Genomic DNA, 22,350 nt, shown 5'->3' on the forward strand with positions numbered 1-22,350 from the left:
GCACCCTGCACCTTGTCGGACACGGTGGACATCGCCTTATCGGTCACGGTGCCAAGCAGGCCCTGCGCCGCCTTCTTCAGCGGTGACACCGATGCGGCCTCACCGGACGCACCGGACACGTTCTGGCGCAGCTTCTTCGCTGCACTGTCGAGATTCGAGGTCATCGCTGATCACTTCCGGGTGCGTCGTCGTACGGGTACAGAATCGGTCGTCGCCTTCGCGCGCGTCCTGCGGGCCCTGGCTCGGGCCAGATCGTCTTCCTCGTCGTCGTTGTTCGTCGACGACCGGGACCGTGACCGGTTGGGCCGGGAACCACCGCTGCTCGAGGTGCGGCGGCGCGGGGCCCGGCGCTTGCGGGCGCGGGGTGACTCCTCCTCGGCTTCGTCCTCCTCGGCGGTCTCGTCCTCCGTGTACTCGTCGTCGTAGTCGTCCTCGGGCTCCTCATGACGCCTACGCTTCGCCCCCTTCCCGCCCGCGGCCTCGTCACCGCCCGATTGCAACCGGGAGTTGAGTGAGTCGATGCGATGGCTGGCCGCGGTCACCGCGGCCGTCTTCGCCGCGTTCATCAACTCCTTCCGGACCGCCCCGCCGAGCTTGGCGACCTCGGGCGAATCCGCGAGCAGCTTGCCGGCCTGACCGAGCACACCCAGTGAGCCAGAAGGAAACCGACTGGATGCTCCGGCGCCCGCGAGCATCAGCGCCAACTTCATCTTGTGCGTGCGGCCCAGCATGTACCCGGCACCCACGGCCAACGCCATCTGACCTTTGCCTGTCATCGCCCAACCCCTTGTTGTCGAGTAGATGTGGTGCACCTCGGCGCCGGCGTCGGCGAAAAGGGTGGGGCCGTGGCCGGTGGGTGGTGCCTTCGTTCCCGCCGACTACCCCGCGTCGGCGACGCTCAATCCGAGCGAAGCCCTCGAGTTCCGTGAGGGCGGAGGCGAACTCGTCGTCATGTTCGGCGAGCAGTTCGTTCGTCACCGTCACGATCGAACAGGACCGCACCGAATGACCGCGGGGTCTGCGGCCTTCGGGGATACCCGCGTATCGCAGTTGTCTGCGGGTACCCGCTGAGTACGCTGCCCGCGCCGCGAAGGCGGACCGGGCAGCCAGCCCCGCTCCGGCCGCCGAACCCCTTCGGCCGGCGGGGCGCCCCGCCGCGCCCGGACCGAGGTCGAGTGCTCGCCCACCCCGCCTCGGCCGTGCGCGGCCCCCACCTCCGCAACCTCGTGGATCACGCAAATACACACGAGAAACAAATGCGCCGAGTAATTTGATTGCCACCCGTTCCGCCGTCGATTGCCCAGAACATGATGGGCGGTTGTTAATTTGCCGAGAACATTATGGGCGGTTGTTAATTTGTCCAGAACATTATGGGCGGTTGTTAATTTCATTATGTGAGAACTTCGGTTTCTTGCGAAACATTCCACGCCCCCGAGCGCGATATGCACCGTATGCGGGGATCGACGATCCCGTGGATTCATCACCAGGAGAGGAGTGAATTCTGATGGGTTCGGCATCGGCCTGAGCTGATCGACCGGCGAATCCGGCCAGCGGTGGCCCGGCTCACCTGGGGGTGGCCGGTCCACCGCCCTGATCAGCACGATCACCGGCCAGGTCGCCGCCTACCCCTACCGCCGTCCTCGGCCGGGATGTGAGCTCGGCCTACGGGGTGCCCGGTCGGCAGGCGACCGCGCAGTCGAGTCGATATCGTCACCCCGAAAATTGGGGAGCCTAACCCGGAATAACTTTCGTGAAGCGCGGTTCGAGAATGTGGGTCGCCGCGAGATAAGCGCGGCTCGAGGATGGGGGCGCTTCGCAGTATGTGCGAATGTTTTTGCCGACACCGGATATCCGAGTGTCCCGTGTCTGCATTTTCATCACCGCGCACGGGAGTGATGGGTTTCGGAAATTCCCGGCGCGCAGGATGCGCAACGGGCACCCCACGGAGGTGACGCGGATGAACACCGGATACGGCGTCGTCATCAGCATTGTTGGCCAGTGCGGCTTGCCCGAAACCACGCCCCGGTACGCCCGTGGATCGGCTGGGGCCGCGGCGTGGGGCATCGGGACCGTGGAGATCTCCGCCTGGACGTGTCACCGCCGCCGATTCCGCGGCTCGGGAGCCTTCTCGTGAAACGAATGCGGCGGCCGGTGCGACATAGCTATTCATTGAAAGGTGTTGTGCAAGAATGAAACCGATCAGTCGTGACTGAATTGTTCGAACCGTACCGGGCGCCGGAGGGCGCCGCACAATCCGGGTTCCCCGAAGAGGTGACCCGATCCGAGACGGGATCGTTCCCGGGCGCGGCGATGTCGGCGCAGCTGGTCGCCGCGTTGGAATGCGCGCCCGCCCCGGTGGCGCTGTGGGAGTTCGGCTCGGGCCGTCTCCGCTATCTGAACCCAGCCGGAGCCGCCCTGGTGGGGTTCCCGAAGGGCGGCGAGGTGTCCGCGCGCAGGGCTGCCGATGTCTGCACCGCCAGCGCGGTGGCGCAGGCACCGGAGGTCTCGGCCGCCCTGACCGGACGGGGTCGGTGGTGCGGGCCGACGGAGTTGCGGCATTTGCGCACCGGTGCGCCGATCCCGGTGGTCCTGTCGGTCTTCGTCACCGAGCGCGACGAGGACGGGCGCCCGCTGCTGATCGGGGTAATCAGCCGTGAGCCGTCCACCGCGGGTGAGCAGGAGCAATCGCTGCTCGCCGCCCTAGCGGAAGCCGACCGCCGGTGCCGGGAACAACACGTACTCGCCGAACTGAGCCGGCTCGCGGTCACCGCCGACCTCGACATTCTCCTGACCGCCGCGACCGCGGAGCTCACCGCACTGATGGGGGTGCGGTGCGCGGCGGTGGCCCGGGTGCCGGACACCGCCGGGGCGGCGCTGACGGTACTCGGCTACCACGGGCCCGGGCCGCGCCCGACCACCGTCGCCGCCGGCCACGGCTCGCTGACCGGGTACGTGGCCACCGAGGCGGTGGTGGTCTGCTGCCCGGACCGCGCCCGTGAGCGCCGGTTCGCCACCGCGGACATGGCCGCGCACGGGCTGGGTGGCGGCATCGGTGTGCCGATCGGGCACGACCCGATCTGGGGGGTGCTGACCGCCCATTTCGCCCGACCGCGCCCCACCCTGGAGCATGAGGTGGCGTTTGTGTCCGCGGTGGCCGCGGTGCTGTCGACCGCGCTCGAGCGAATCGAGGCGGAGGAGCGATTGCGGCATCGCAGCCTGCACGACCCGCTCACCGGGTTACCGAACCGCACCCTGGCCCTGGAGCGTCTCAATGCCGCCCTCGACCGAGCGGCACGCACCGGCGGCCGGGTGGCGGTGCTGGTGATCGACCTCGACAACTTCCGACACCTCAACGCCCGATTGGGGCACGCCGGTGGCGACGCCGCCCTGATCCGACTCGCCGATCGCCTGCGGTCCGTGGTCCGGCCGACCGACACCGTGGCGCGCCTGGGCGGCGACGAATTCCTGATCCTGTGCCCGGCCGTCACCGGTCCCGCGGACGTGATTGCGATCGCCGACCGGATCGCCACCGTGGACCCGCACCCGGGGGACGGGCCGATCACTGCGAGTATCGGTATCGCCGTCACCGGTGCCGCCGTCTCCCCGCACGAGCTGATTCATCACGCCGACCGGGCGATGTACCGGGCCAAGGCCACCGGACCCGGCCAATATGCACTGCACCATCCCGATACCCACGGAACGGGCCTCTGAACCGCGCACACAACGCGAGAACTCCGGGGACAAGCGTGGTCGGGCTTACCGCACTACACTCAGGGTCGCGTAGAGCTGGGTGGCTGGGCATATGCCTAGTCTTCCCTGGTTGTGGGCCGCGAGCCGCGCCACATCGCGCCTGCCGTTCAGTTACTGCCCTTTGATGTCCTCATTCGAACGCGCGTCGGCAGCGGTCGATCATGTCCTCGGCGCGGCGCCGGAAATCGGTCACCTCCACCCCGTCGAGGAGTTCGCCGAGGACGTCGAGCTCGGTGAGCCACCAGCCCATCTCTTCGATTCCGTCCTGGCGGCGGGGGCAATCGTGGCTGAACTGCAAAACCGTCCGCGAGTGCCCGTCGCCGGTGATCTCCCACCGCAGCACGCTCTCCCCGCAGGTGAACTCGAGCAGGCTGGGCGGCCGGACCCGGCACGCCATGCCCGTGCCTCCGCACGCGGGATGCAGCAGGCGGAGCACCCGCCACACCTCGTCGCAGTCGTGGTGCAGACGGCGCTCGAGATGCAGCCGGTAGCGCCCGTTCTCGTCGACAGTCACGATATCGGTCATCGGCGGACATCCTCCGGCGCCCCGACCTTCGGATCAACGTGGTCTTTCGCGGCGCTTACCCCGGTACGCTGGCGCGCAACCGAGCACCGGCCCGTTCACTGGCCGGACGGTGACCGGCCGGAGGGTGTGACCGTGGGGTGTGATCGTCCGGGACGATCGCCCACGAGAAGGCTGACCGCGTTGCTTCCTCCTTCGATTCACGTTGGGGGGAACGCGAGGCGGACGACCGCGCATCGGATGTTCGCGGCCGCCCGGGCAGCTGAATTTGCCGTTACCCGGGGCAGGAGCCATTAACAATGGCGAACCGACCGTTCGGCACAATGTCAGCCTCGGTATTTCTATCCTGGCGACCTGGAGCAACAGCCGCGCTTCTCGGTAGCGTCAACGACGACAAGAAGCCCTCTCGACTGACGATTCACAGGGATCATCGCTACGGCCCCGCCGACCGAGCTGCCGTAGCGCCGGTTTTGATCGACACTGGAGCGGGGTACGTGGTGATTGGGGGTGAGCGGGTTTGCTTGAGGTGGTGATACTGTGCCTGATACCTACGCCGACGTCGTCGAGCGGTTGTGCGGTGAATTCGATGGTCGGGTGCCGCTCTCGACGGTCACACAGATCGTGCGACAGTGCTACCGCGAAGCGAGTTGCTCTGACTCGCTTGCCAACCCGAATCCACCCGGACTCGAAGGCCTCGCGCGAAAACGACTGCTGACCCTTTCGACATCCGGCGGGAAGACCGGCAGCGGAGACGACACACCCTGACGCGAACCGGACAGTGAGCTGGGCGGGGCCGGGCGATGCCGGTCAAAAACCCGCGTCACCGTCCGCCGGGCCCGTAGGGCTTCGACGAAACATGCCGCCCAGTCCACCGAAAGCAACGCCCCCGCCGTGTCTGCGGCGACGGTGCTCCTGGCCCGCGGGTTGCTTCCCCGGCTCGCCCAGCACGGTGGGTACCCAAATGTTGCCGGGGCCATCAGTCCACCCGTCCCCCTTTCATGGAGGTGAGTGCGGTGATCAATCTGTACTACCCGCTGGTCATCGTCCTGTACGTCATCTCTGCCTTGTGGCAGGGCAATCTCGGCCACTGGTGAGCATTCATCCAGGACCACCCCGCCTTAAGGCACCGCAGCCCCCGAGCGGATCCGGATGCTGCTCGACGCCCTGTTTTGGCTCGACGACATGCTCGATAACAACCTGTGAGACCGCCAAAAACTCTGTGGCTCGGTGACGGAGCCGCCTGGACCGACACCGTGCGGGCAGGGACCTCTGCGTCCCGGGGACCCATGTCCTCGGGCACGGACTGCCCCCACGATCGGATCGCGGCCTCGTCGTCATGCCCCCGGCGACCTCTCCTGTCCGGGCCCTGCCACCGACAAATCGTCAGCGCCCGACTCCAGGGGGGCAGTCGGTGCATCCGGTCCTCAGCCCGACCTCGTCGAGGCGCCGCTCCCCCAGCCGGGAACCGGCGGTCCCTCACCGCCGCAACGGCCCGTGCGCGGCGGGGCGGGTACCGAGCCGACAGACGACAGAACCGGAAAACTGTTCGGGGCTCGGCATTCGAGGTGCAGCAGGTCGGCGACGAGCTCGTCAGTTCGGTCGGCGATGATCTCGGATTGCGGGCGACGGCCGATCCCGAGCCCGGAAATGACCAGGACACGATTGCAGCGCTGACCCTCGATTCCCAACGACCAGCCGAAATGATGGTTCCAGGCGATCAGGATGTCGCGTCCGCTGTAGTACCGGAACTGCCTCGACACCACGACCACCGCCTCGAAACTGATCTCGTCCCATCGGCGGATCCTGTCGGCATTTTAGTGCCCGCGCCACCGCGAACACGTATGCAGTGACCTCGGAGGCTTCGCCGACGCCGGCGCCGTGCTTCACCGTGAACACTTTTCTCCCTCGCGGATCATCGACCCGTCCGCGGTGACTCGAAACTACTCCGCCAGTGCTGGTCAGGACAGAGATCGTAAGCGATTCCGTCATTCGACGGGAACGTGCGCGCTGCGTCGCTGCTCGGCATCGTCGGCGCCGGCGGCATCGGGCATGGAACTCACCCAGCAACTCCGGCTCTTCGAATACGGCAATTCCTCACCATCGTCCTGGTCGTCCTGGTGGTCGTGGTTGCGCTCGACGGCGCCGCCTCTTACCTCAGAAAGAAACTCATATGACCGTCACCGACATCGAGATTCTCCCCAACCTCCGCGACCTCGGCGGACCCCGCCGCCGACGGGCGTGTGACCCGGCCCGGAGTGCTCTACCGCAGCGCTTTGCCCGCGCCTGGTGACACCCGCCCCACCACGGTCGACCACTGGCCGGCCCGCACCGTCATCGACCTCCGCAGTCCCCGAGAGTTCGCCGCCCGCGCACACCCGCTGCAGTCGGACGACACAGCTGTCCACCAGATCTCCCTGCTGTCCGACGCCGAGGTCATCGCACCGAACCAGGGTGCCCGGCTCACCGACATCTATCAGGGAATTCTGAGCAACGCTGGGGAGCGACTCGTAGAGGTCCTGCAGGTCGCAGCGACCTCGCCGGGCCCGGTGCTGCTGCACTGTGCGGCGGGCAAGAACCGCACCGGTGTCACGGTGGCCCTGTTGCTGCGCACGGCCGGCGTTGCCCCTGACCATATCGTCACCGATTACCTGACGACCAACGAGCACATGCCGGCCGTCCTAGCCCGCATCACTCGCTTCGCTCCCGAACTCGGTCAGACCCATCCCAGCGATCGCGATCTCCCAGGCGCCGTACCGGACGCCATCGAGGGTGTTCTGGCTCGATGGGACGCCCAGCCGGGCGGAGTGCACGCGTGGCTGCGAGCGCACGGTGCCACCGACGAATCGATCCATACCTGGACGGACCGGTTCACCACGAGCGCGTGAGAAGGCGCCCCGCGGGCTCCTTCGAGGGTGCACCGGACAATCACCGCCTCAGCCGCCATCGTATGCCCGTGGTCTCCGTTTGGGCCAGGGCCCCGCGACACAACCCGCCATGCTGTCACGTTCTCTCTTCGCGCTGTCAGTGACCTTCATGTCGTGTTGCCATGACCCAAGCGGCGATTTGGGGGCGTGAGGTGAACCCGAGCTTCGCGAGAAGGTGTTCGACGTGTCCTTGCGCTGTACGTGGTGAGATCGTCAGACGGGTGGCGATCTCCCGGTTCGTCAGCCCCTCGGCGACCAGTTCGGCAACCTCGAGCTCCCGCTTGGTCGGCGCTGCGGAAGATGGGCGATCCTGCGGGGATGGTTCCGGCGCCTGTTCGCCGAGTGCATAGGCCACGGCAGCGGCAACTCCGAGTGCGCTTCCTTTTCGGTAAGCTGCGATGAACTTCTGCTCACTCAATACTTTACGAGTCTCGCGTTCACACCTGTCCTGGTAGTCGCGAAGGGCCGGAATGAACACAATCGGGCTTCCGACCGACTGGCTGAGCTGCTGCGCCGCGGCAGATAACACCACTGCGCGTTCGAAGTTCTGTTCCTCGGCCGCGACCCAGCCCAGTGCTTGCAGGCACATGCTGGCGTTGAGGCGGTCGTTGATGTTGCGTCCGACATCGAGTGCCTGCCGCAGAAGTTGGTTCGCGCGGGTGCCGTCGCCGTGTCGCCATACCGCGACTGCAAGGGCCCAGAGCGTGTACGAGCGGTAGACGGTCTCACCGCGAACCTCGGCGATGGCGAGTCCGCGCTCGTAGCATTCGATGGCGCGCTCAGTGTCATCGAGCAGTTCGTGCGTCAGGCCGAGGACGCCGATGGTGACGACCTCGAAGAGTTCGTTGCTGTGTTCGGCGTAGACGTCGGCGGCGTGGTCGAACAACCCGCGCGCGTTGTCCAGTTCACCGCTGAACAAGGCCCGGTAGCCGTCGGCGAGGTCGATGTGCGCCTGCAGCATCGGCTCGCTGGACCCGTTTGCGAGGGCCCGCCCCTCCTGTATCAGGGTGGCAGCGGCGCGAAGGTCGCCCTGCAGTCCGGCCATCACGGTTGCTGCGTAGAGTGCCTTGGCACGGTCGAGGTCGCCGGGCTCGGGGTTGCATGCCAGGAGTCGAGCAATCCAGCGTCGCCCTTCGCTGAACAGTCCGCGGGCGAGCCAGAACTGAAAGAGAGCCCCGACCATTCGAATTCCGGATTCGTGGTCGTCGGTCATACAGAATTCCAATGCCTGACGCAAGTTCGATTGTTCCGCAGCCAATCTGGTGATCCACGTGAGCTGTCGTGGCCCGATCCAGTCGACCTCGGCGTCGCGGGCGAGTTGCTCGTACCAGTCCCGGTATCGGCGGCGTAGTTCGGGATAGGTGCTCGAGTCACGCGCCTTGTCCCGTCCGTAGTCGCGGACGGTGTCGAGCATGCGGAACCGCGCGATTGGACCTGCGTGCTCGCGGATCAGAATCGATTTGTCGATAAGTGAGGTGACCGTGTCAAGGAGGTCGTCCGCCGGTTGGTCGCCTCCCCAAACCTCTTCGGCGGCATTGAGTTCGAAACTTCCGGCGAAAATCGACAGGGCGGACCACATGTGTTGCTCCCGGGGTGTGCACAGGTCGTAGCTCCAGTCGATACACATCCGTAAGGTCTGTTGCCGGGACGGGGCGTCCCTGTTTCCGCGGGTCAGGAGTGCGTAGCGGTCGGTCAGTCGTTGCAGGATTTCCTCCGGCGGGATCGCCCGTAGCCGCGCGGCTGCGAGTTCGATCGCCAACGGTAGCCCGTCGAGACGGTGGCATATCCGGGCGACGACGACGTTGTTGTCCTCGGTGACGGCGAATCGGGGTCCACCGCCGCTCCCCGCTCGGCAAACAACGTTACCGCGTCGTTCCGGGGCTTCCTCTGCGCTAGTTGGTCGGGATCGGGCACCGCCAGAGGAGGAATCGGTAAGGCCACCTCCCCGCTGATACCAATCGGCTCACGGCTGGTCATGAGCATCCGAAGCCTCGGGCTGGTGTGGAGTAGTGATTCGGCAAGTTCGGCCACCGCGTCGAGTACCTGTTCGCAGTTGTCCAGCACGAGCAGCACTTCCCGGTGTGCAAGAAAATCCTCGAGCACCTCCAACAGTGGTCTGGGCGAGCGATCTCGCACCCCCACCGCGTCGGCAACCACGTTGACCAGAAGCAGCGCATCGCGCAGCTCCCCCAACTCGGCCAAGAACACGCCGTCGGCGAAGCCGGATCTCACTTGGCTGGCGACCCGCAAGGCCAGACGAGTCTTGCCCACCCCGCCCATCCCGGTCAACGTCACCATGCGAGAGGAAGCCAGCAGGTTCTTTACTTCGGCCGACTCGGAGCGGCGGTCGACGAAACTGGTCAGCTCGAGCGGCAGCGCCCCTGTTCGCCCTGAGTGCGACACCCGTGGGGCGTCACTCTGTGCCCGATCTCCGCCGGCCGACTCCGGTGGGTCTGCCTGCGAGGGACCGTTCATGGCTGATTCAGGGTCGGCGCGCTCAGCCTGGTCGGCGACCGGAAACCCGTGCGTGCGCTGCACCGACCGTAGGTGCCTGCTGAGCTCTGCGATGGTCGGGCGGCGACCGGGGTCGGTGGACATGGCGCCTTCGATCAGGGCGCTGACGTCGTCGGCGATGCCGTGCTCGCGGGGGTTCGGTACGGGCTCGCTGGTGATCCGGACGAATTGTGCGACCAGTTGTTCGCCGCTGCGGCGTTCGAAGGCGGCGTGCCCGGTGATGGCGGCGAACAAGGTGGCGCCCAGCCCGTAGACGTCGGCGGCCGGAGTTGGGGGTTCTCCGGCGATGACCTCGGGGGCGGTGAAGGCTGGTGAGCCCGTCACGACTCCGGTGGTCGTCTGGAACCCTCCCGCGATGTGTGCGATACCGAAGTCTGTCAGTGCGGGCTCTCCGTAGTCGGTGAACAGGATGTTCGCCGGTTTGACGTCGCGGTGCAGAATGCCGAGACCGTGTGCGGTCGCGAGAGCCCCGGCGATCTTGACACCTATTCGCAGCGCATCTTCCAGTGTCAGCGGACCGTGGTGGCGGATCCGTGTCTCGAGGGAGTCTCGGGCGTGGAAGGGCATGACGATGTAGGGCCGGTCGTGTGCGGTGATTCCGGCCTGCAGGATGTTGACGACGTTGGGGTGGCCGGTCAGTCGGCCGGCGGCCCGCTGCTCGCGAAGGAACCGGGCACGGTTGTCCTCGTCGAGGTCGGCGGTCAACACCTTGACTGCCACCGTGCGATCGAGGGAGGCCTGCCTACAGCGGTAGACCACCCCGAATCCACCCCGCCCGATCTCACGCGCATCGGCGAACCCGGCCGCCGCCAATTCCGCGGCGACCGAACCTGCTACGTCGCGTTGGGTCGCGAAGGGATCGACGTCGGTCATGACCTATGTCGTTTGATCGCTTTCGGGCAAGACATCACAGCGCACCTCGCTGACTAATCCAAGGATATCGTCACGCCCGCGTCTGTAATCGTCGATTCCGCGAACCGCGCCGGTGTTCGACGGCTGGTCACGGAGCTGATCGTGGACCGATCACCGCGGGACGGCGGCTTCTCGAACGGATCGCGATCGAGAAGCCGCCGATTAATCCGGCGAAAGTGCCAAACGAACGGACACCTAGCCTCGCGCGCGGGTGACCTGGGGTTGGGTGAGGCTCTCATTCGGATTGGATGTACCGGGGCCGTCGCCGCGTTCCCTGGGGGTGCGCCGGATGATCGCGATGATGGTGAGGAGCGCCCCCAGTAGTGCAGATGCGAGCGGAACCCAGACGGTCAGGAGGTTCAGTTGTCGTTCACCCTGTACGAACTTCTGGACTGCGGACTGGATCGAGGCATCCGAGGTTTGGATCTGGACCTCGGAGAGGTCGAGGAGCGGAACTGTCACATTTCCGGACTGCACGTTGAGCACGGTGGTCTGGGTCTGAGCAGTGTTGATGGGTGCACCGAACCGGGTGTCGACGGCCAGCGTCGTCGTGTTCTGTGAAGTGAAGGCGAGGGGCACCTGGTCGGGGGCGGTCTCGAGTGCCCGCCGGGCATCGTCGGTGCGGTCGGCCGGCAGAGCGGGGATCAGGCTCTGCAGCATCGCTTTCGGCAGGGTGGAGCCGTCACCGTTCTGGGCGAGGGCTGCGATTCCGGCTTTGACGGGTCCGAGCACTGCTGGGTCGGCGATGGGCGCGGTCGTCGTACCGGTGAACCCGAACACTTCCCGTCCCTCGAGGGTGCTCGTTTCGGTGTAGGTAACGGGCTGAGCGGTACGTGTCACCGAGTCGTAGACGAGCGCGTCGTCGGTGGTCGGGTTCATCGGGAACGACAGTGTGACGCCGCCGCGTTGGTCCTCGACCTGCACGCCGTCCGGTGCGCTGGCTTGGGTGTAGTCCGTGCGGCTGATGGCATAGGTGTGGGCGTCGGTGCTGTCGCCACTCGGGAGATGGGTCACCGCCGTGCTTGTGACCACTGCGGTGTCTCCCGCAACCTGGTCGACCTTGACGGAGCGATCGATGGTGATCGGGGTCCCCGCGTCGAGTGCGAAGGTCGTGGGGTCGAGTTGGCGGAGGGTGCCCGCGAACGTCGCGGCCTCATTGGTGTCTTCGGGCAATTTTGATAATTGCGGTACTGCAACATATTTGATCGCTGCTGCTGCGGCGATCAGCAGCAGGCCGACGATGAGCAGCACGATGGACGAACGGCGCATGGCCATACGTTTCTCCTCGGATAGCGAGTGGATTTCGTATTTGTGAGCGAACAGTCGTCTGATCACTCGGCGACGGTTGGTGGTCAACTTTCCGGGGCTCCAATCAGAGCCCGACAGATCGGCACCATAGAGATCTAATCTGGTTGTCACCGCCGAAATACGTTCGCGTGTAGCCTATTCCACGAACTAGCGTGATGCAAGACACATATGCGCGGAGGTCGGATTTATGAATTGAATTGCCCGAATTCTTTTGCTGTCCATTTCGGGCATGGTCGAGACAGAAGGCATACCGGACTCCCGGCCTTCGACGCGCGTTCTGCACCTATTCTCTTTTTTGTTCCGAGTTCGACCGTCGGTCAGTATCAGCAGTACGTCATTTGTCGGTTCTCATCCACCAATCGCACCCATACTTCTTGCGGGTTGAGTGAATTCCGCCGTACCTATCTCGTGCCCGGCCGATTTGTTCCACATCGCGCCACGCCACAGTTGCGCGAGCTCCTCGTCGGTGGCCCCCGCGCGCAAGGCACCCTTCAAGTCCGTTTCCCGGTCGCTGAACAAGCACGGACGCACAGTTCCTTCGGTGGTCAGGCGAGTGCGGTCGCATTCGGAACAGAATGATCGCGTCACCGAGGCGATGATTCCCACAGTTGCGGGTCCTCCGTCGACCTGCCACTGTTCTGCCGGTGCCGCAGGGTCGTCTCGACCTACCGCCGCGAGGTCGAATCGGCGGCCGAGTACATCGAGCAGCCGCTGGGCAGACACCATGCTCTCCTGCGCCCATGTGCGGTCCGCATCCAGAGGCATCTGGTCAATGAACCGTAGTTCGACCCCCTGTCCGACGCACCATTGCAACAGTTCGCCGGCAGCGTCGAGGGTCTGTCGCATGAGCACGGCGTTGACCTTGACCGGTGAGAACCCTGCCTCCCTGGCCGCGGCGATGCCGGCGAGCACCGAGTCGAGCCGGTCACGCCGGGTCAGTGTTGCGAACTGTCGGCGATCTATCGAATCGAGGGAGACATTGACTCGGGTCAGGCCCGCGGCGGCGAGGGCCTGCGCCCGGTGCGCGAGTCCGACGCCGTTGGTGGTGAGGGCGAGGGGAATGCCGGGGGCTGTTCGAGCGCATCCGGCGACGATCTGTTCGAGATCGCGGCGCATCAGTGGTTCGCCGCCGGTGAAGCGCACTTCGCGGATTCCGAGTCGCTGGACTGCAATTCCTACCAGGCGGCAAATCTCGTCCGCTGTCAGCAGCGCCTCACGGGGAATCGGTGGCAATCCTTCCTCCGGCATGCAGTAGGTGCATCGCAGCGAACATTTCTCGGTGAGAGATACGCGCAGGTCCCGTGCCACACGCGCGTATCGGTCCAGCAGATCTGGGGTGTCCGGCCGATCGGATACGCGTGGGGACCGGTTCGGGCGGATCGTCGGGATTCCCACATGCACCGAGGTCACGACCTCTGCACCGCTCGTCGGCTTCGTTCCGACCTGACTGCGGGCAGCGTTCTCACGGTTCACCGAGTACTCCCGGCATGTTGATCATCCCCTCGATTGCTTCTACGGAACATTGATGTCCGTTCCCGGGCGTTCTGCGATACCCCCGGCCACACGCTGAGACGCCCCGGGTGCCGCTGCCTGCCGTTCTCCTGTGCTGGATGATCACCATTTGGGTGGTGTGGGCGTCTAGTCGTAGGCGCGGCTGCGGTCGGCGATCGCGAGCATCTCGTCGATGTCGACCAGCTTCACGCGAGGACGGGGGGTACCGGCAGCCGACGCCTGCTCGTGCCGGTCGATCGCCCGCCAGTCGGGGTAGTCCAGGGCGCGTGGCTGCCGCCGGGATAGGAGCGATTCCAACGACTCGGTGTCATGGGCCGGGGCCGTCAGCCGGCCGGCGTCGTGATCGGCGAGGAGTCCGGAGACTGTTTCTTTCGCGCACTTCTTGTTGGTGCCGATCACTCCCGACGGGCCCCGCTTGATCCACCCGGTCGTGTAGACGCCGGCAATTGGCGAGCCTCCCGCCGGGTCGACCACCCGGCCTGCTTGGTTGGGAATCAGGGCGCGGGCCTCGTCGAACGGCACTCCCTGTACCGGCTCTCCTCGGTAGCCCACCGATCGCAAGACCAGGCCGCAGTCGAGTTCCTCGACCTTCCCGGTGGGGGCTGCCTCGAGGCGGCCTCCGGGAGAGGTGACGAGCTCGGTGCGAGCGATACTCAGCCCGCGAACCCGGTCCGTGCCCAGAACTTCGACGGGAGAGCCGAGATAGCGCAGTGCTATTCGCCGTCGGTGTCGCGGTACGCGGGTCGCGTACTGCGCGGTGATCGATGCCTTGAACTGCGCGGTGGGGTCCGGGTGGTCACGGAGCCAGGCGGTGGTGTGAGCATCGAGTACTGCTTCGGCGGGGTCGACGCACACATCGATCCCACGCAGGTGGCCGAGCGCGAGCAGCTCGGGTGTGGTGTAGGCCGCTTGCGCGGGGCCGCGACGTCCGAGCACGACCACTTCATCGATGCGGCTTTCGGCGAGCGCGGCCAGTGCGTGATCTGCTGCATCGGTTCGGGACAGTGTGTCGACGTCGGTGAGCAGTATCCGGGCGACGTCGAGTGCCACGTTTCCGTTTCCGACGACGACGGCGCGTTCGGCGGAGAGGTCGAAGGTGTAGTCGATGGCGCGGGGATGGCCGTTGTACCAGGCGACGAAGTCGGTTGCGGAGTGGCTGCCCGGGAGGTCTTCCCCGGGGATGTTCAGTCTTCGCTCACGATGAGCCCCCACGGCGTAGATGACGGCATCATGGTGGTTCAGCAGTTCCTCGTGGGTGATGTCCTTGCCGACCTCGACATTGAGATGGAAGTGGAATCCGGTTCGGGTGACTGTGCTTTCGAAGGAGCGGATGACGTCCTTGGTGTCAGGATGGTCGGGGGCGACCCCGGCGCGCACCAGCCCCCAGGGGGTTGGCAGTCGTTCGAACATGTGGACTTCGACATTGCTGTGACGGGTCAGGAGTTCCTCGGCCGCGTAGCACGCGGATGGCCCGGATCCGACGATCGCCACCCGGAGAGTTGTCGACGGCGTCGGCTGCGCATTCGGGTGCTGTCGCTGGGAGACCAGTTGGGAGATCCCGATCTCGGTCTGTGGCCTGCCGGTAATGGTGGAGTCGTGGGCGAAGTAGAGCGCGTTGAGTTCGGCGTACTGGGTGGTGTGCGGTGTGAGTTCGTCGTGCGGGACGATGGCGTCCACGGGACATGCCTGGATACAGGCGCCGCAGTCGACACAGCTGCGCGGGTCGATGTAGAGCATCTCTGTCCGGGCGTAGTCCGGTTCGTCCGGCGTTGGGTGAATACAGTTCGCCGGGCACACTACGACGCACGCAGCATCGTTGCAGCACGATTGGGTAATTACGTGTGCCATCGCGCCGGCCCCCTGGCTCCGAGTCCTGTCATGAACGTTGCGCTCCTCTCAGCTCTGGGTATCAGAACCGTCATTACCTTTGTGGGGCCGAGTTTTTCGCGGTCACCGTGACGCGGACGCCATCGAGGAGCGACATGCCGGACAAGGGGTCCTTCGTCTCGATGTCGTTGGGGATGAGCTTGTTGATGTTGATGCCGCCGTGTTCGATCGCGGTGGACCACCCACCGGAATGGCCCCACCCGTGCGGATAGCTCACCGTTCCGGGGCGTACCTCGTCGGTGACGGTGACGATGACGTCGCCGGATCCCACCGACGTCGTGAGAGTGACGGTCTCGCCGGTCTCGATGCCCCGTGCGCGGGCGTCCTTCGGGTGTAGGTACAGCGTCGGTCCCCCGCCGGGCCGGACTTTGCGCGCGTTGTGCATCCACGAGTTGATGCTGCGCAGGTGTCGGCGACTGATCAGCAGCAGGGAGTCGGGGTCGGGCGGCTCCTTGGACAGGAACTGGTCGAGTTGCGCGAGGACGGGTCCGGCGCCGAGGTCGACCGTGTCGCGGGCCCCCTTCGTGTAGGTCGAGATGCGTTGCGCGATCACCCCGACCGGTACGTCACCGCCGAGTTCGACGCCGTGTGGGTGCTCCTTGATGCGGTCGAGGGTCCATCCTTCGGCGGCCCCGCGGTCACCGGTGCGGATCATGGTGTCGATCAGTTCCCAGGGGCTGGGGCCGGGCGGAACATCCATTCGGCGCATCAGTTCACCGAAGATTTCCGTTTCTTCCCAGGTGTCTCCAATTCGCGGGACCACCGGTTCGGTCCACTGCACCCAGGGGCGGGTCATACCGCCGCCGAAGTTCAACAGGACGTCGGCTCGCTCCAGGAAGGTCGGTGACGGCAGGATGTAGTCCCCTCGCTCGTTGGACTCGGTGACGTACATGTCGACGGAGACCAACAGGTCGAGTTGGTCGAAGGCTTCTTCGAGGCGGGCTGCGCCGGGAGTCGAGGAGACCGGGTTACCCGAGGCCAGAAAGACACCCCTGACCTGACCTTCCCCGGGGGTGAGGATTTCTTCGGCGAGTACCCAAGGCTTGCGGCCGCCGACCTCGGGCAGGCTGCCGACGCGCGTGAATGTCGACGAATAGGAGGTTCGGCCGACCTTGGCGTTGATCGCGGGGAAATCGACGAGACCGCTGCCGAAGACCACCCCTCCCCGGCGGTCCAGGTTGCCGGTGACGACATTGAGTGCATCGAGCAAATAGTTGGCCAAGGTCGGGAATTCGCCGCGGCACAGTCCCAGCCGGCCATACGCGCAGGCGGATTCTGCCGTGGCGAAGTCGCGGGCGAGCGTCCACACAGTCTCGGCGTCGACCCCGGTTCGGTCCTGAACCGACTCGGGGGTGACGGATTGGACTGCTGCGGCGAGGGTGTCGATGCCGATGGCGGATGCATCGGCACGGGGTGAGACCAGGTTCTCGGCGAAGATGACGTGCAACATCGCGGCCATCAGGAGCGGGTCGCTGCTCGGGACGACGGAGACGTGCTCGTAGGTTTCCGCGGTCTGCGTGCGGGCCGGGTCGACCACCACGACGCGACCGCCGCGGGCAGTGATGTTCGCCAGCTGGCTGCGGGTGCGTCCGCTCGACATGAGGGAACCGTGGCTGACTAGCGGGTTGGCTCCGAAGCAGAGGAAGAAGTCGGTGTAGTCCAGGTCCGGCAGCGGAACTTCGTGGGTGTTGCCGTAGAGGAAGTGCGACGCCGCCCACCGCGAGGAGGTGTCCTGCGGTGCGGCACTGTAGGACCCTTTGGAACCGATGCTGTCGATGAATTTCTTCGACCACATGTGCCCCGCCATGCTGAAACCGGCGGGGTTGCCGGAGTAGTAGGCGATCGAATTGGGCCCGTGGTCGGCGATGAGTGTCTTGACTCGATCGGCGATGTCGTCGAGGGCCTCGTCCCAGGACACGGGGACGAATCCGCCCTTCCGGTCGCCCCGCAGCGGGGTGGTGACGCGTTCGGGGTCGTTGGTGACCTTGACCATCAGCGAGCCCTTGGGGCACATCAGCCCCCGCGACGAGGGATGTTCGGGGTCGCCGTGAATGGCCGTCACGCGCCCGTCCTCGACATCGGCGAGGATGCCGCAGCTGGCCTCGCAGATGCGGCAGTAGCTCGGAACCGTGGTGCGGGTCATGACAGTTGGCGCAGGCGGCGGTGGGCCGGGTCTGCTGGCGTTCCGAGGGCGTGCACCTCGGCCGGGATCGGGTCTGCATACAGGGACTCGATTTCCTGGGTGTACCGCTCGGAGATCGGACGGCGCCGGAGCTTCATCGTGGGCGTGATCTCTACTCCCCCGGGCTCCCAGAACACGGGCAGGATCCGCAGGCGCTTGATCTGCTCGACCCGCGACAGCCGTGCGTTCGCCGCGGCCACCCCGGCCAGAATGGTCTGCACGAGGTCCGGGTCGACGGCGAGCGCGGCCGCGGACGCGTCAGATAGTCCCTTCTTGGCCGCGTAGGCTACCGCCGCGTCGGCGTCCAGGACGATCAGGGCTGTATTGAACGGGCGCCCGTCACCGATGGTCACCGCCTCACCGATGAGCGGGCACATCGTTTTCAGGGTGCCCTCGATGTTCGCCGGCGACATGTTCTTGCCCGCGGCGTTGATGATCAGTTCCTTCTTGCGATCGACGATCGTCACGTATCCGTCCGCGTCGATGTTGACCACGTCGCCGGTGTACAGCCAGCCGTCGGCGTCGAGTGCCTCGGCGGTGCGCTCGGGGTCGGAGCGGTATCCCCGCATGACGATGCCACCGCGGATGAGCATCTCACCGTCGTCGGCGACACGGACCTCGACGCCGGGCAGCGGCTTTCCTATCGTTCCGGACCGGATTCCGTCCGGCGGATTGACCAGGCCGGCTCCGGCGGTTTCGGACATCCCCCAGATCTCGCAGACCTTGATTCCCAGGGCGAGGAAGAAGTTCAGGGTGTCCGGCGCGATCGACGCCCCTCCCGAGATCGCCCATCGCAGTTCCTCGAGGCCCAGCTTCGCACGCACCTTCGAGAGCACAATGTGGTCGAGGACACGCAGTTGCAGCTGTTCCAGGGCGCTGAGTGTGGGGCCGCCGCGGCCGGCCTCGACGTTCTTGGCACTGAGCGTGCGGGCCCGGGCGAGAAGCGTGGCCTTGACTCCATCCGCCTCGGCGAAGCCCAGTTCCAGTGCGGCCTTCAGCTTCTCCCACACTCGCGGGACGGCGAACCAGTAGGTGGGGCGGGCGTCGGCGAGTGCGGCGGCGAGATTCTTGGGGTCGTCGAGGGTGGTGAGCTGCGTCCCGTGCGCAATCTGTAGATAGTGTGAGGCGAGCCGGTCCGCGATGTGCGCGGCGGGCAGGAAGGACACGAAGCGGTCGCCGGCCTTGACGTCGAACACGTGACTGAGGGCCTCGACCTGGCTCAGGATGTTGGCGTGGGTGAGTTCGACCCCTTTGGGGTTGCCCGTGGTGCCCGAGGTGTAGATCAGCGTGGCGACATCGGTCGGTCGCACTGCCCTCCAGGAGGCGTCGAAGTCAAAGTCCGGGACCGACCTTTCCTCGACCAGTTTCAGCGGGAGTGTCCCGCCCACCGGCGCGTCGATGACCACGATTGTCTCGACCGGTCCCCCGGCGGCGCGGATCGTGTCGACGAAGCGGGCCTCGCAGAACACCACCTTGCTTTCGGCGTTCGAGAGCAGGTGCGCGATCTGTTCGGCCGAATTGGTGTTGTAGATCGAAAAGGGGCCGGCCCCGAGGTGGAGGATCGCGGTGTCGATGAGGTTGAACTCCGGCCGGTTCCCCATCATCAGGGCGACCGTGTCGCCGTGGCCGACGCCGAGAGACGCCAGACCGGTCGCGATGCGGCGTACGCGGTTCGCGTACTCGCGCCAGGTGATCTGTTGGGTTCCGGCGACCGTCCGCAGTGCGACCGCCTCCGGATCCACCTTCGCCGTGCGCTGGAACTCTTCGCAGAGGGTGCTCGACAGAAGACCCTGACGGCCGACACTTGCCATTTTGTTACTCCTACAATGTTTTTCGCGGTATGTGAATTCAGGCCTTGGGTCGGGCGACGTCGAGCATCGCGTCGACGTCGACCAGCTTGATTCTCGGCCTCTGGTGCTCTCGCGCCGCTGCACGTTCGAACTGGTCGATGGTCTTCCAGTCGGTGTAGGTCAGGACGTTCGGCTGCCGCTGGGCGAGCAGTGCGGCAAGGGCGTCGGTGTCGAGGGTCGGTGCTGGAAGCTGTCCCTGGGCATAGTCTTCGACCAGCGCTCGGACCGTGTCCTTGGCGCAGCGGCTGTTGTTTCCGATCGATCCGGAGGGGCCGCGTTTGATCCAGCCTGCGGTGTAGACGCCCGGGATCGTCGCCCCCGTGGCCGGGTCGACGACGCGGCCGCCGTCGTTGGGAACCGTGCCGGTCGCGTCGTCGAACGGCAGACCGGCGAGCGGGGTGCCCCGGTACCCGATCGACCGGATGACCAGACCGCATTCGATCTCCTCGGACCGGTCCGTCGGGCGGACGGCGCCCCCGCCCTCGGGCGATTCGACCAGTTCGTTGCGCTGGACCCGGAGCCCGCGCACGTGGTCCTCACCGACGATCTCTGCCGGCGACGACAGAAAGCGCAGAACAATGCGTTTCGGTGCGCCCGACGGTGGTGTCGCCGCGATCTCGTCGAGCAGCCGGCTCTTGAACACGGCCGCAACCGACGGCGTGGTCGTGGCGGTCAACCCGATCGACTCCACGTCGGCAGGGTCGACGACCAGATCGATGCCCTCCGCCGCGGCGAGGCCGAGCAACTCGGGGGTGGTGAACGCGGCCTGTGCCGGGCCCCTGCGCCCGAGGACGACGACCTCGGAGATCTTGCTGGCCGCCAACGCCTCGAGGGCATGATCAGCGATATCGGTACGAGCAAGATGCCCCAGCCCGGAGGTCAGGATTCTGGCCACATCCAGCGCGACGTTGCCGTTCCCGACCACCACCGCGCGTTCGCAGGACAGATCGAACGACCGTTGCGCACCATCGGGGTGCCCGTTGTACCAGCTGACGAAGTCCGAGGCCGGATGGCTACCCGGCAGATCCTCTCCCGGGATGCCGAGCCGGCGGTCGTGATGGGCTCCGACCGCGTAGATCACCGCGTGGAAATGCGCCAGGAGTTCCTCGTGGGTGAGGTGCTTGCCGATCTCCACGTTGAGGTGGAAATTGGTGCCGCGCCGCGCTCCGATCCGGGCGAAAGCGTCGGTGACGGACTTGGTCTGCTGGTGATCTGGTGCCACACCGAACCGCACCAACCCCCAGGGTGTGGGCAGGCGCTCGAAGAAGTGCACCTCGACGCCGGGGGCCCCGGACCCGAGAACTTCCTCACCGGCGTAGCACGCCGCGGGTCCGGTCCCGATGATCGCTACGCGCAGCGGCGTCGCGTCGGTGACACCGACCACCGGCCGCTGCTGCACCACAGGAGCGCTCGAGTATCCCCGATTCTTGGGATCCTCGAAGTAGTCGGCGTTGATCTCGAGGTACCGCTCGGTTCCCTCCTCGAGGTCGTAGTCGGGGACGATCGCATCGATCGGGCAGGCATCGGCACACGCACCACAGTCGATACAGGTGTTCGGATCGATGTAGAGCATCTCGGTGCGTGAGTAGTCGCGCTCGTCGGGCGTGGGGTGGATGCAGTTGACCGGGCATACCGCCACGCACGACGCATCATTGCAGCAGGGTTGGGTGACGACATACGTCATGGATTGTTCCTCTGGGTGACCAGCGGAAGGCATTCCAGGTTCCGGGCCTGACCGCGCTGGTAGCGCAGCTTCGTGTAGTCCTCGACCTCGAAGGACTTGAACCGGTTGATGACCTCCTCAAGGACGACCTTCATCTCGAGTTTCACGAGGTTCGCGCCGAGGCAGCGATGCGGTCCGCCGCCGAAGGCGACATGGGGGTTCGGGTGCCGGTCGAGCAGGACCTCGTCGGCTCGTTCGAACTTCTCCGAGTCGCGGTTGGCGGGGCCGAACCCGAGCAGGACCTTTTCGTTGTGCGGGATCGGGCACCCCTGCACCTCGACGTCCTTGGTTGTGGTCCGCGCCATGTATGCGACGGGGCTGACGTAGCGGAGGAACTCGTCGATGGCCGTGCGCATCAGGTCCGGATCTTCCCGCAACCGGGCGTAGTCCTCGGGGTGGTCGGCCAGCCACAGCATCATTCCGCCCATGGCGCCGCTGGAGGTGTCGGTGCCACCGAGGATGGTCAAGATCAGCATGTGCTGCATGTCCAGATCGGACAGCGGTTCTCCACCGAAGTCGCCGTCGAGCAGCGCGGAGATGAGGTCGTCGCGGCGGGGTTGTTCGCGTCGTTCGGCGAGCTTCTGCGCGAAGTACCCGTAGAGGGTGGCGCCGGCGGCGGCTCCTCGCTCCGCATCGTCGTAGGCACCGTTGAGCGCGATCATTGCGTCGATCAGTTCCGGCAGATCTTCGTCGGGTACACCGATGATGCGGAGGATGACGTGTCGTGGCAGCTGGCTCGAGAAGTCCCCGACGAAGTCGAACTTCGTGAGATCTTCGATGCTGTCGAGCAATTCCACCGTCATCTCGCGCACCCACGACTCCATGGATTTGACCGTCTTCGGCGTGAACAACGGATCCATGATCTTGCGGTACATGCGGTGCTCGGGCTCGTCGGTGTCCTCGGGGGGCATCCGAACCGGGTGCCGCGGAACGGTTGTCCCTTCCGCCGACGAGTAGGTCTCGGTGTCGAGGGTTGCGGCCCAGACGTCCTCGTAGCGGCTCAGGAGATGGAACCCTCCGAGTTCGTCGCTGTGGGCGACGGGGCATTCGTTGCGCAGCCGCGTCCAGATGTCGTGTGGTGCCTGGCTGAGTTTGCTTGCGAACGGATTGAGTCGCGCGCCGATGGTGTCGGTGCTCTCGACGTGATCTACGGTGATGTCGCTCATTCCGTATTCCTCCTGGCTAGTGATATCGGTGCGTCCGTGGACGGGCTGGTCGTGAACGCGTGTGGTTCCGTCTCGCTTCTGGGTGCGGCGCACCCGGTG

13 protein-coding genes and 1 pseudogene are annotated in these 22,350 nt (G+C 65.8%); 3 read left to right on the forward strand and 11 right to left on the reverse strand.

Translation table 11 applies throughout. The annotated features are described in order from the left end of the window. Positions 1 to 170: 170 nt before the first annotated feature. A complete protein-coding gene (locus tag AZG88_RS31295) occupies positions 171 to 776 on the reverse strand; it encodes a hypothetical protein (RefSeq protein ID WP_061042518.1) in 606 nt (201 codons plus the stop codon). Between the two features lie 1,181 nt (positions 777 to 1,957). On the opposite strand from AZG88_RS31295, the gene AZG88_RS52105 reads away from it, so the two are divergent. Together AZG88_RS52105 and AZG88_RS31310 are read left to right on the forward strand one after the other, a co-directional pair. Then, positions 1,958 to 2,134, forward strand: a complete 177-nt coding sequence (locus AZG88_RS52105) for a hypothetical protein (protein WP_156517662.1) — start codon at positions 1,958 to 1,960, stop codon at positions 2,132 to 2,134. A gap of 71 nt (positions 2,135 to 2,205) precedes the next feature. Further along, positions 2,206 to 3,711 (forward strand): sensor domain-containing diguanylate cyclase, encoded by a 1,506-nt coding sequence (locus AZG88_RS31310; RefSeq protein WP_082764543.1) that lies wholly within the window; start codon positions 2,206 to 2,208, stop codon positions 3,709 to 3,711. 169 nt (positions 3,712 to 3,880) lie between these two features. Here AZG88_RS31310 and AZG88_RS31315 read toward each other — a convergent pair whose 3' ends face one another. Together AZG88_RS31315 and AZG88_RS54395 are read right to left on the reverse strand one after the other, a co-directional pair. Continuing rightward, a complete protein-coding gene (locus AZG88_RS31315; RefSeq protein WP_061700080.1) occupies positions 3,881 to 4,276 on the reverse strand; it encodes a hypothetical protein in 396 nt (131 codons plus the stop codon). Positions 4,277 to 5,697: 1,421 nt separating this feature from the next. Continuing rightward, positions 5,698 to 6,036 carry a hypothetical protein gene (locus tag AZG88_RS54395; RefSeq protein ID WP_231914268.1) on the reverse strand — a complete coding sequence of 113 codons (339 nt, stop codon included), beginning with the start codon at positions 6,034 to 6,036 and terminating at the stop codon, positions 5,698 to 5,700. A 510-nt stretch (positions 6,037 to 6,546) separates the two neighbouring features. Between AZG88_RS54395 and AZG88_RS31330 the strand changes: the two genes are divergently transcribed. Then, the gene (locus AZG88_RS31330; RefSeq protein WP_231914269.1) at positions 6,547 to 7,158 is read left to right on the forward strand and encodes a tyrosine-protein phosphatase; all 612 of its coding nucleotides are present in this window, start codon (positions 6,547 to 6,549) and stop codon (positions 7,156 to 7,158) included. A gap of 136 nt (positions 7,159 to 7,294) precedes the next feature. Here the strand turns inward: AZG88_RS31330 and AZG88_RS54400 are convergent. The 8 genes and pseudogenes from AZG88_RS54400 to AZG88_RS31370 form a co-directional block, all read right to left on the reverse strand. After that, positions 7,295 to 10,584 (reverse strand): annotated as a pseudogene (locus tag AZG88_RS54400) (protein kinase domain-containing protein). Between the two features lie 234 nt (positions 10,585 to 10,818). Continuing rightward, the gene (locus AZG88_RS31340) at positions 10,819 to 11,898 is read right to left on the reverse strand and encodes a porin PorA family protein (protein WP_061700082.1); all 1,080 of its coding nucleotides are present in this window, start codon (positions 11,896 to 11,898) and stop codon (positions 10,819 to 10,821) included. A 381-nt stretch (positions 11,899 to 12,279) separates the two neighbouring features. Beyond that, positions 12,280 to 13,341, reverse strand: coding sequence for a GTP 3',8-cyclase MoaA (moaA, locus tag AZG88_RS31345; protein ID WP_061700126.1), 1,062 nt, complete (start codon positions 13,339 to 13,341; stop codon positions 12,280 to 12,282). Positions 13,342 to 13,569: 228 nt separating this feature from the next. Continuing rightward, positions 13,570 to 15,291 (reverse strand): FAD-dependent oxidoreductase, encoded by a 1,722-nt coding sequence (locus AZG88_RS31350; protein ID WP_061700083.1) that lies wholly within the window; start codon positions 15,289 to 15,291, stop codon positions 13,570 to 13,572. A gap of 73 nt (positions 15,292 to 15,364) precedes the next feature. Beyond that, positions 15,365 to 17,473 (reverse strand): molybdopterin-containing oxidoreductase family protein, encoded by a 2,109-nt coding sequence (locus AZG88_RS31355; protein WP_061700084.1) that lies wholly within the window; start codon positions 17,471 to 17,473, stop codon positions 15,365 to 15,367. Continuing rightward, positions 17,470 to 19,323, reverse strand: coding sequence for an AMP-binding protein (locus tag AZG88_RS31360; RefSeq protein WP_061700085.1), 1,854 nt, complete (start codon positions 19,321 to 19,323; stop codon positions 17,470 to 17,472). Before AZG88_RS31360 ends, AZG88_RS31355 begins: the two co-directional genes overlap by 4 nt. Positions 19,324 to 19,360: 37 nt before the next feature. Beyond that, positions 19,361 to 21,046 carry an FAD-dependent oxidoreductase gene (locus AZG88_RS31365; protein WP_061700086.1) on the reverse strand — a complete coding sequence of 562 codons (1,686 nt, stop codon included), beginning with the start codon at positions 21,044 to 21,046 and terminating at the stop codon, positions 19,361 to 19,363. Further along, positions 21,043 to 22,251: a cytochrome P450 gene (locus AZG88_RS31370; protein ID WP_061700087.1), complete on the reverse strand. Its 1,209-nt coding sequence runs from the start codon at positions 22,249 to 22,251 to the stop codon at positions 21,043 to 21,045. The genes AZG88_RS31365 and AZG88_RS31370 overlap by 4 nt, the downstream gene beginning before the upstream one ends. Between the last annotated feature and the right edge of the window lie 99 nt (positions 22,252 to 22,350).

The organism is Rhodococcus sp. LB1 (assembly GCF_001583455.1).
Taxonomy (GTDB): Bacteria; Actinomycetota; Actinomycetes; order Mycobacteriales; family Mycobacteriaceae; genus Rhodococcus_F; species Rhodococcus_F opacus.

Bases quoted from the DNA above. Each gene is read 5' to 3' on its own strand.
- AZG88_RS31370 (WP_061700087.1), bottom strand. From the start codon at position 22,251: ATGAGCGACATCACCGTAGATCACGTCGAGAGCACCGACACCATCGGC.
- AZG88_RS31355 (WP_061700084.1), bottom strand. From the start codon at position 17,473: ATGACCCGCACCACGGTTCCGAGCTACTGCCGCATCTGCGAGGCCAGC.
- AZG88_RS31365 (WP_061700086.1), bottom strand. From the start codon at position 21,046: ATGACGTATGTCGTCACCCAACCCTGCTGCAATGATGCGTCGTGCGTG.
- AZG88_RS31340 (WP_061700082.1), bottom strand. From the start codon at position 11,898: ATGGCCATGCGCCGTTCGTCCATCGTGCTGCTCATCGTCGGCCTGCTG.
- AZG88_RS31350 (WP_061700083.1), bottom strand. From the start codon at position 15,291: ATGGCACACGTAATTACCCAATCGTGCTGCAACGATGCTGCGTGCGTC.
- AZG88_RS31360 (WP_061700085.1), bottom strand. From the start codon at position 19,323: ATGGCAAGTGTCGGCCGTCAGGGTCTTCTGTCGAGCACCCTCTGCGAA.
- AZG88_RS52105 (WP_156517662.1), top strand. From the start codon at position 1,958: ATGAACACCGGATACGGCGTCGTCATCAGCATTGTTGGCCAGTGCGGC.
- AZG88_RS31295 (WP_061042518.1), bottom strand. From the start codon at position 776: ATGACAGGCAAAGGTCAGATGGCGTTGGCCGTGGGTGCCGGGTACATG.
- AZG88_RS31315 (WP_061700080.1), bottom strand. From the start codon at position 4,276: ATGACCGATATCGTGACTGTCGACGAGAACGGGCGCTACCGGCTGCAT.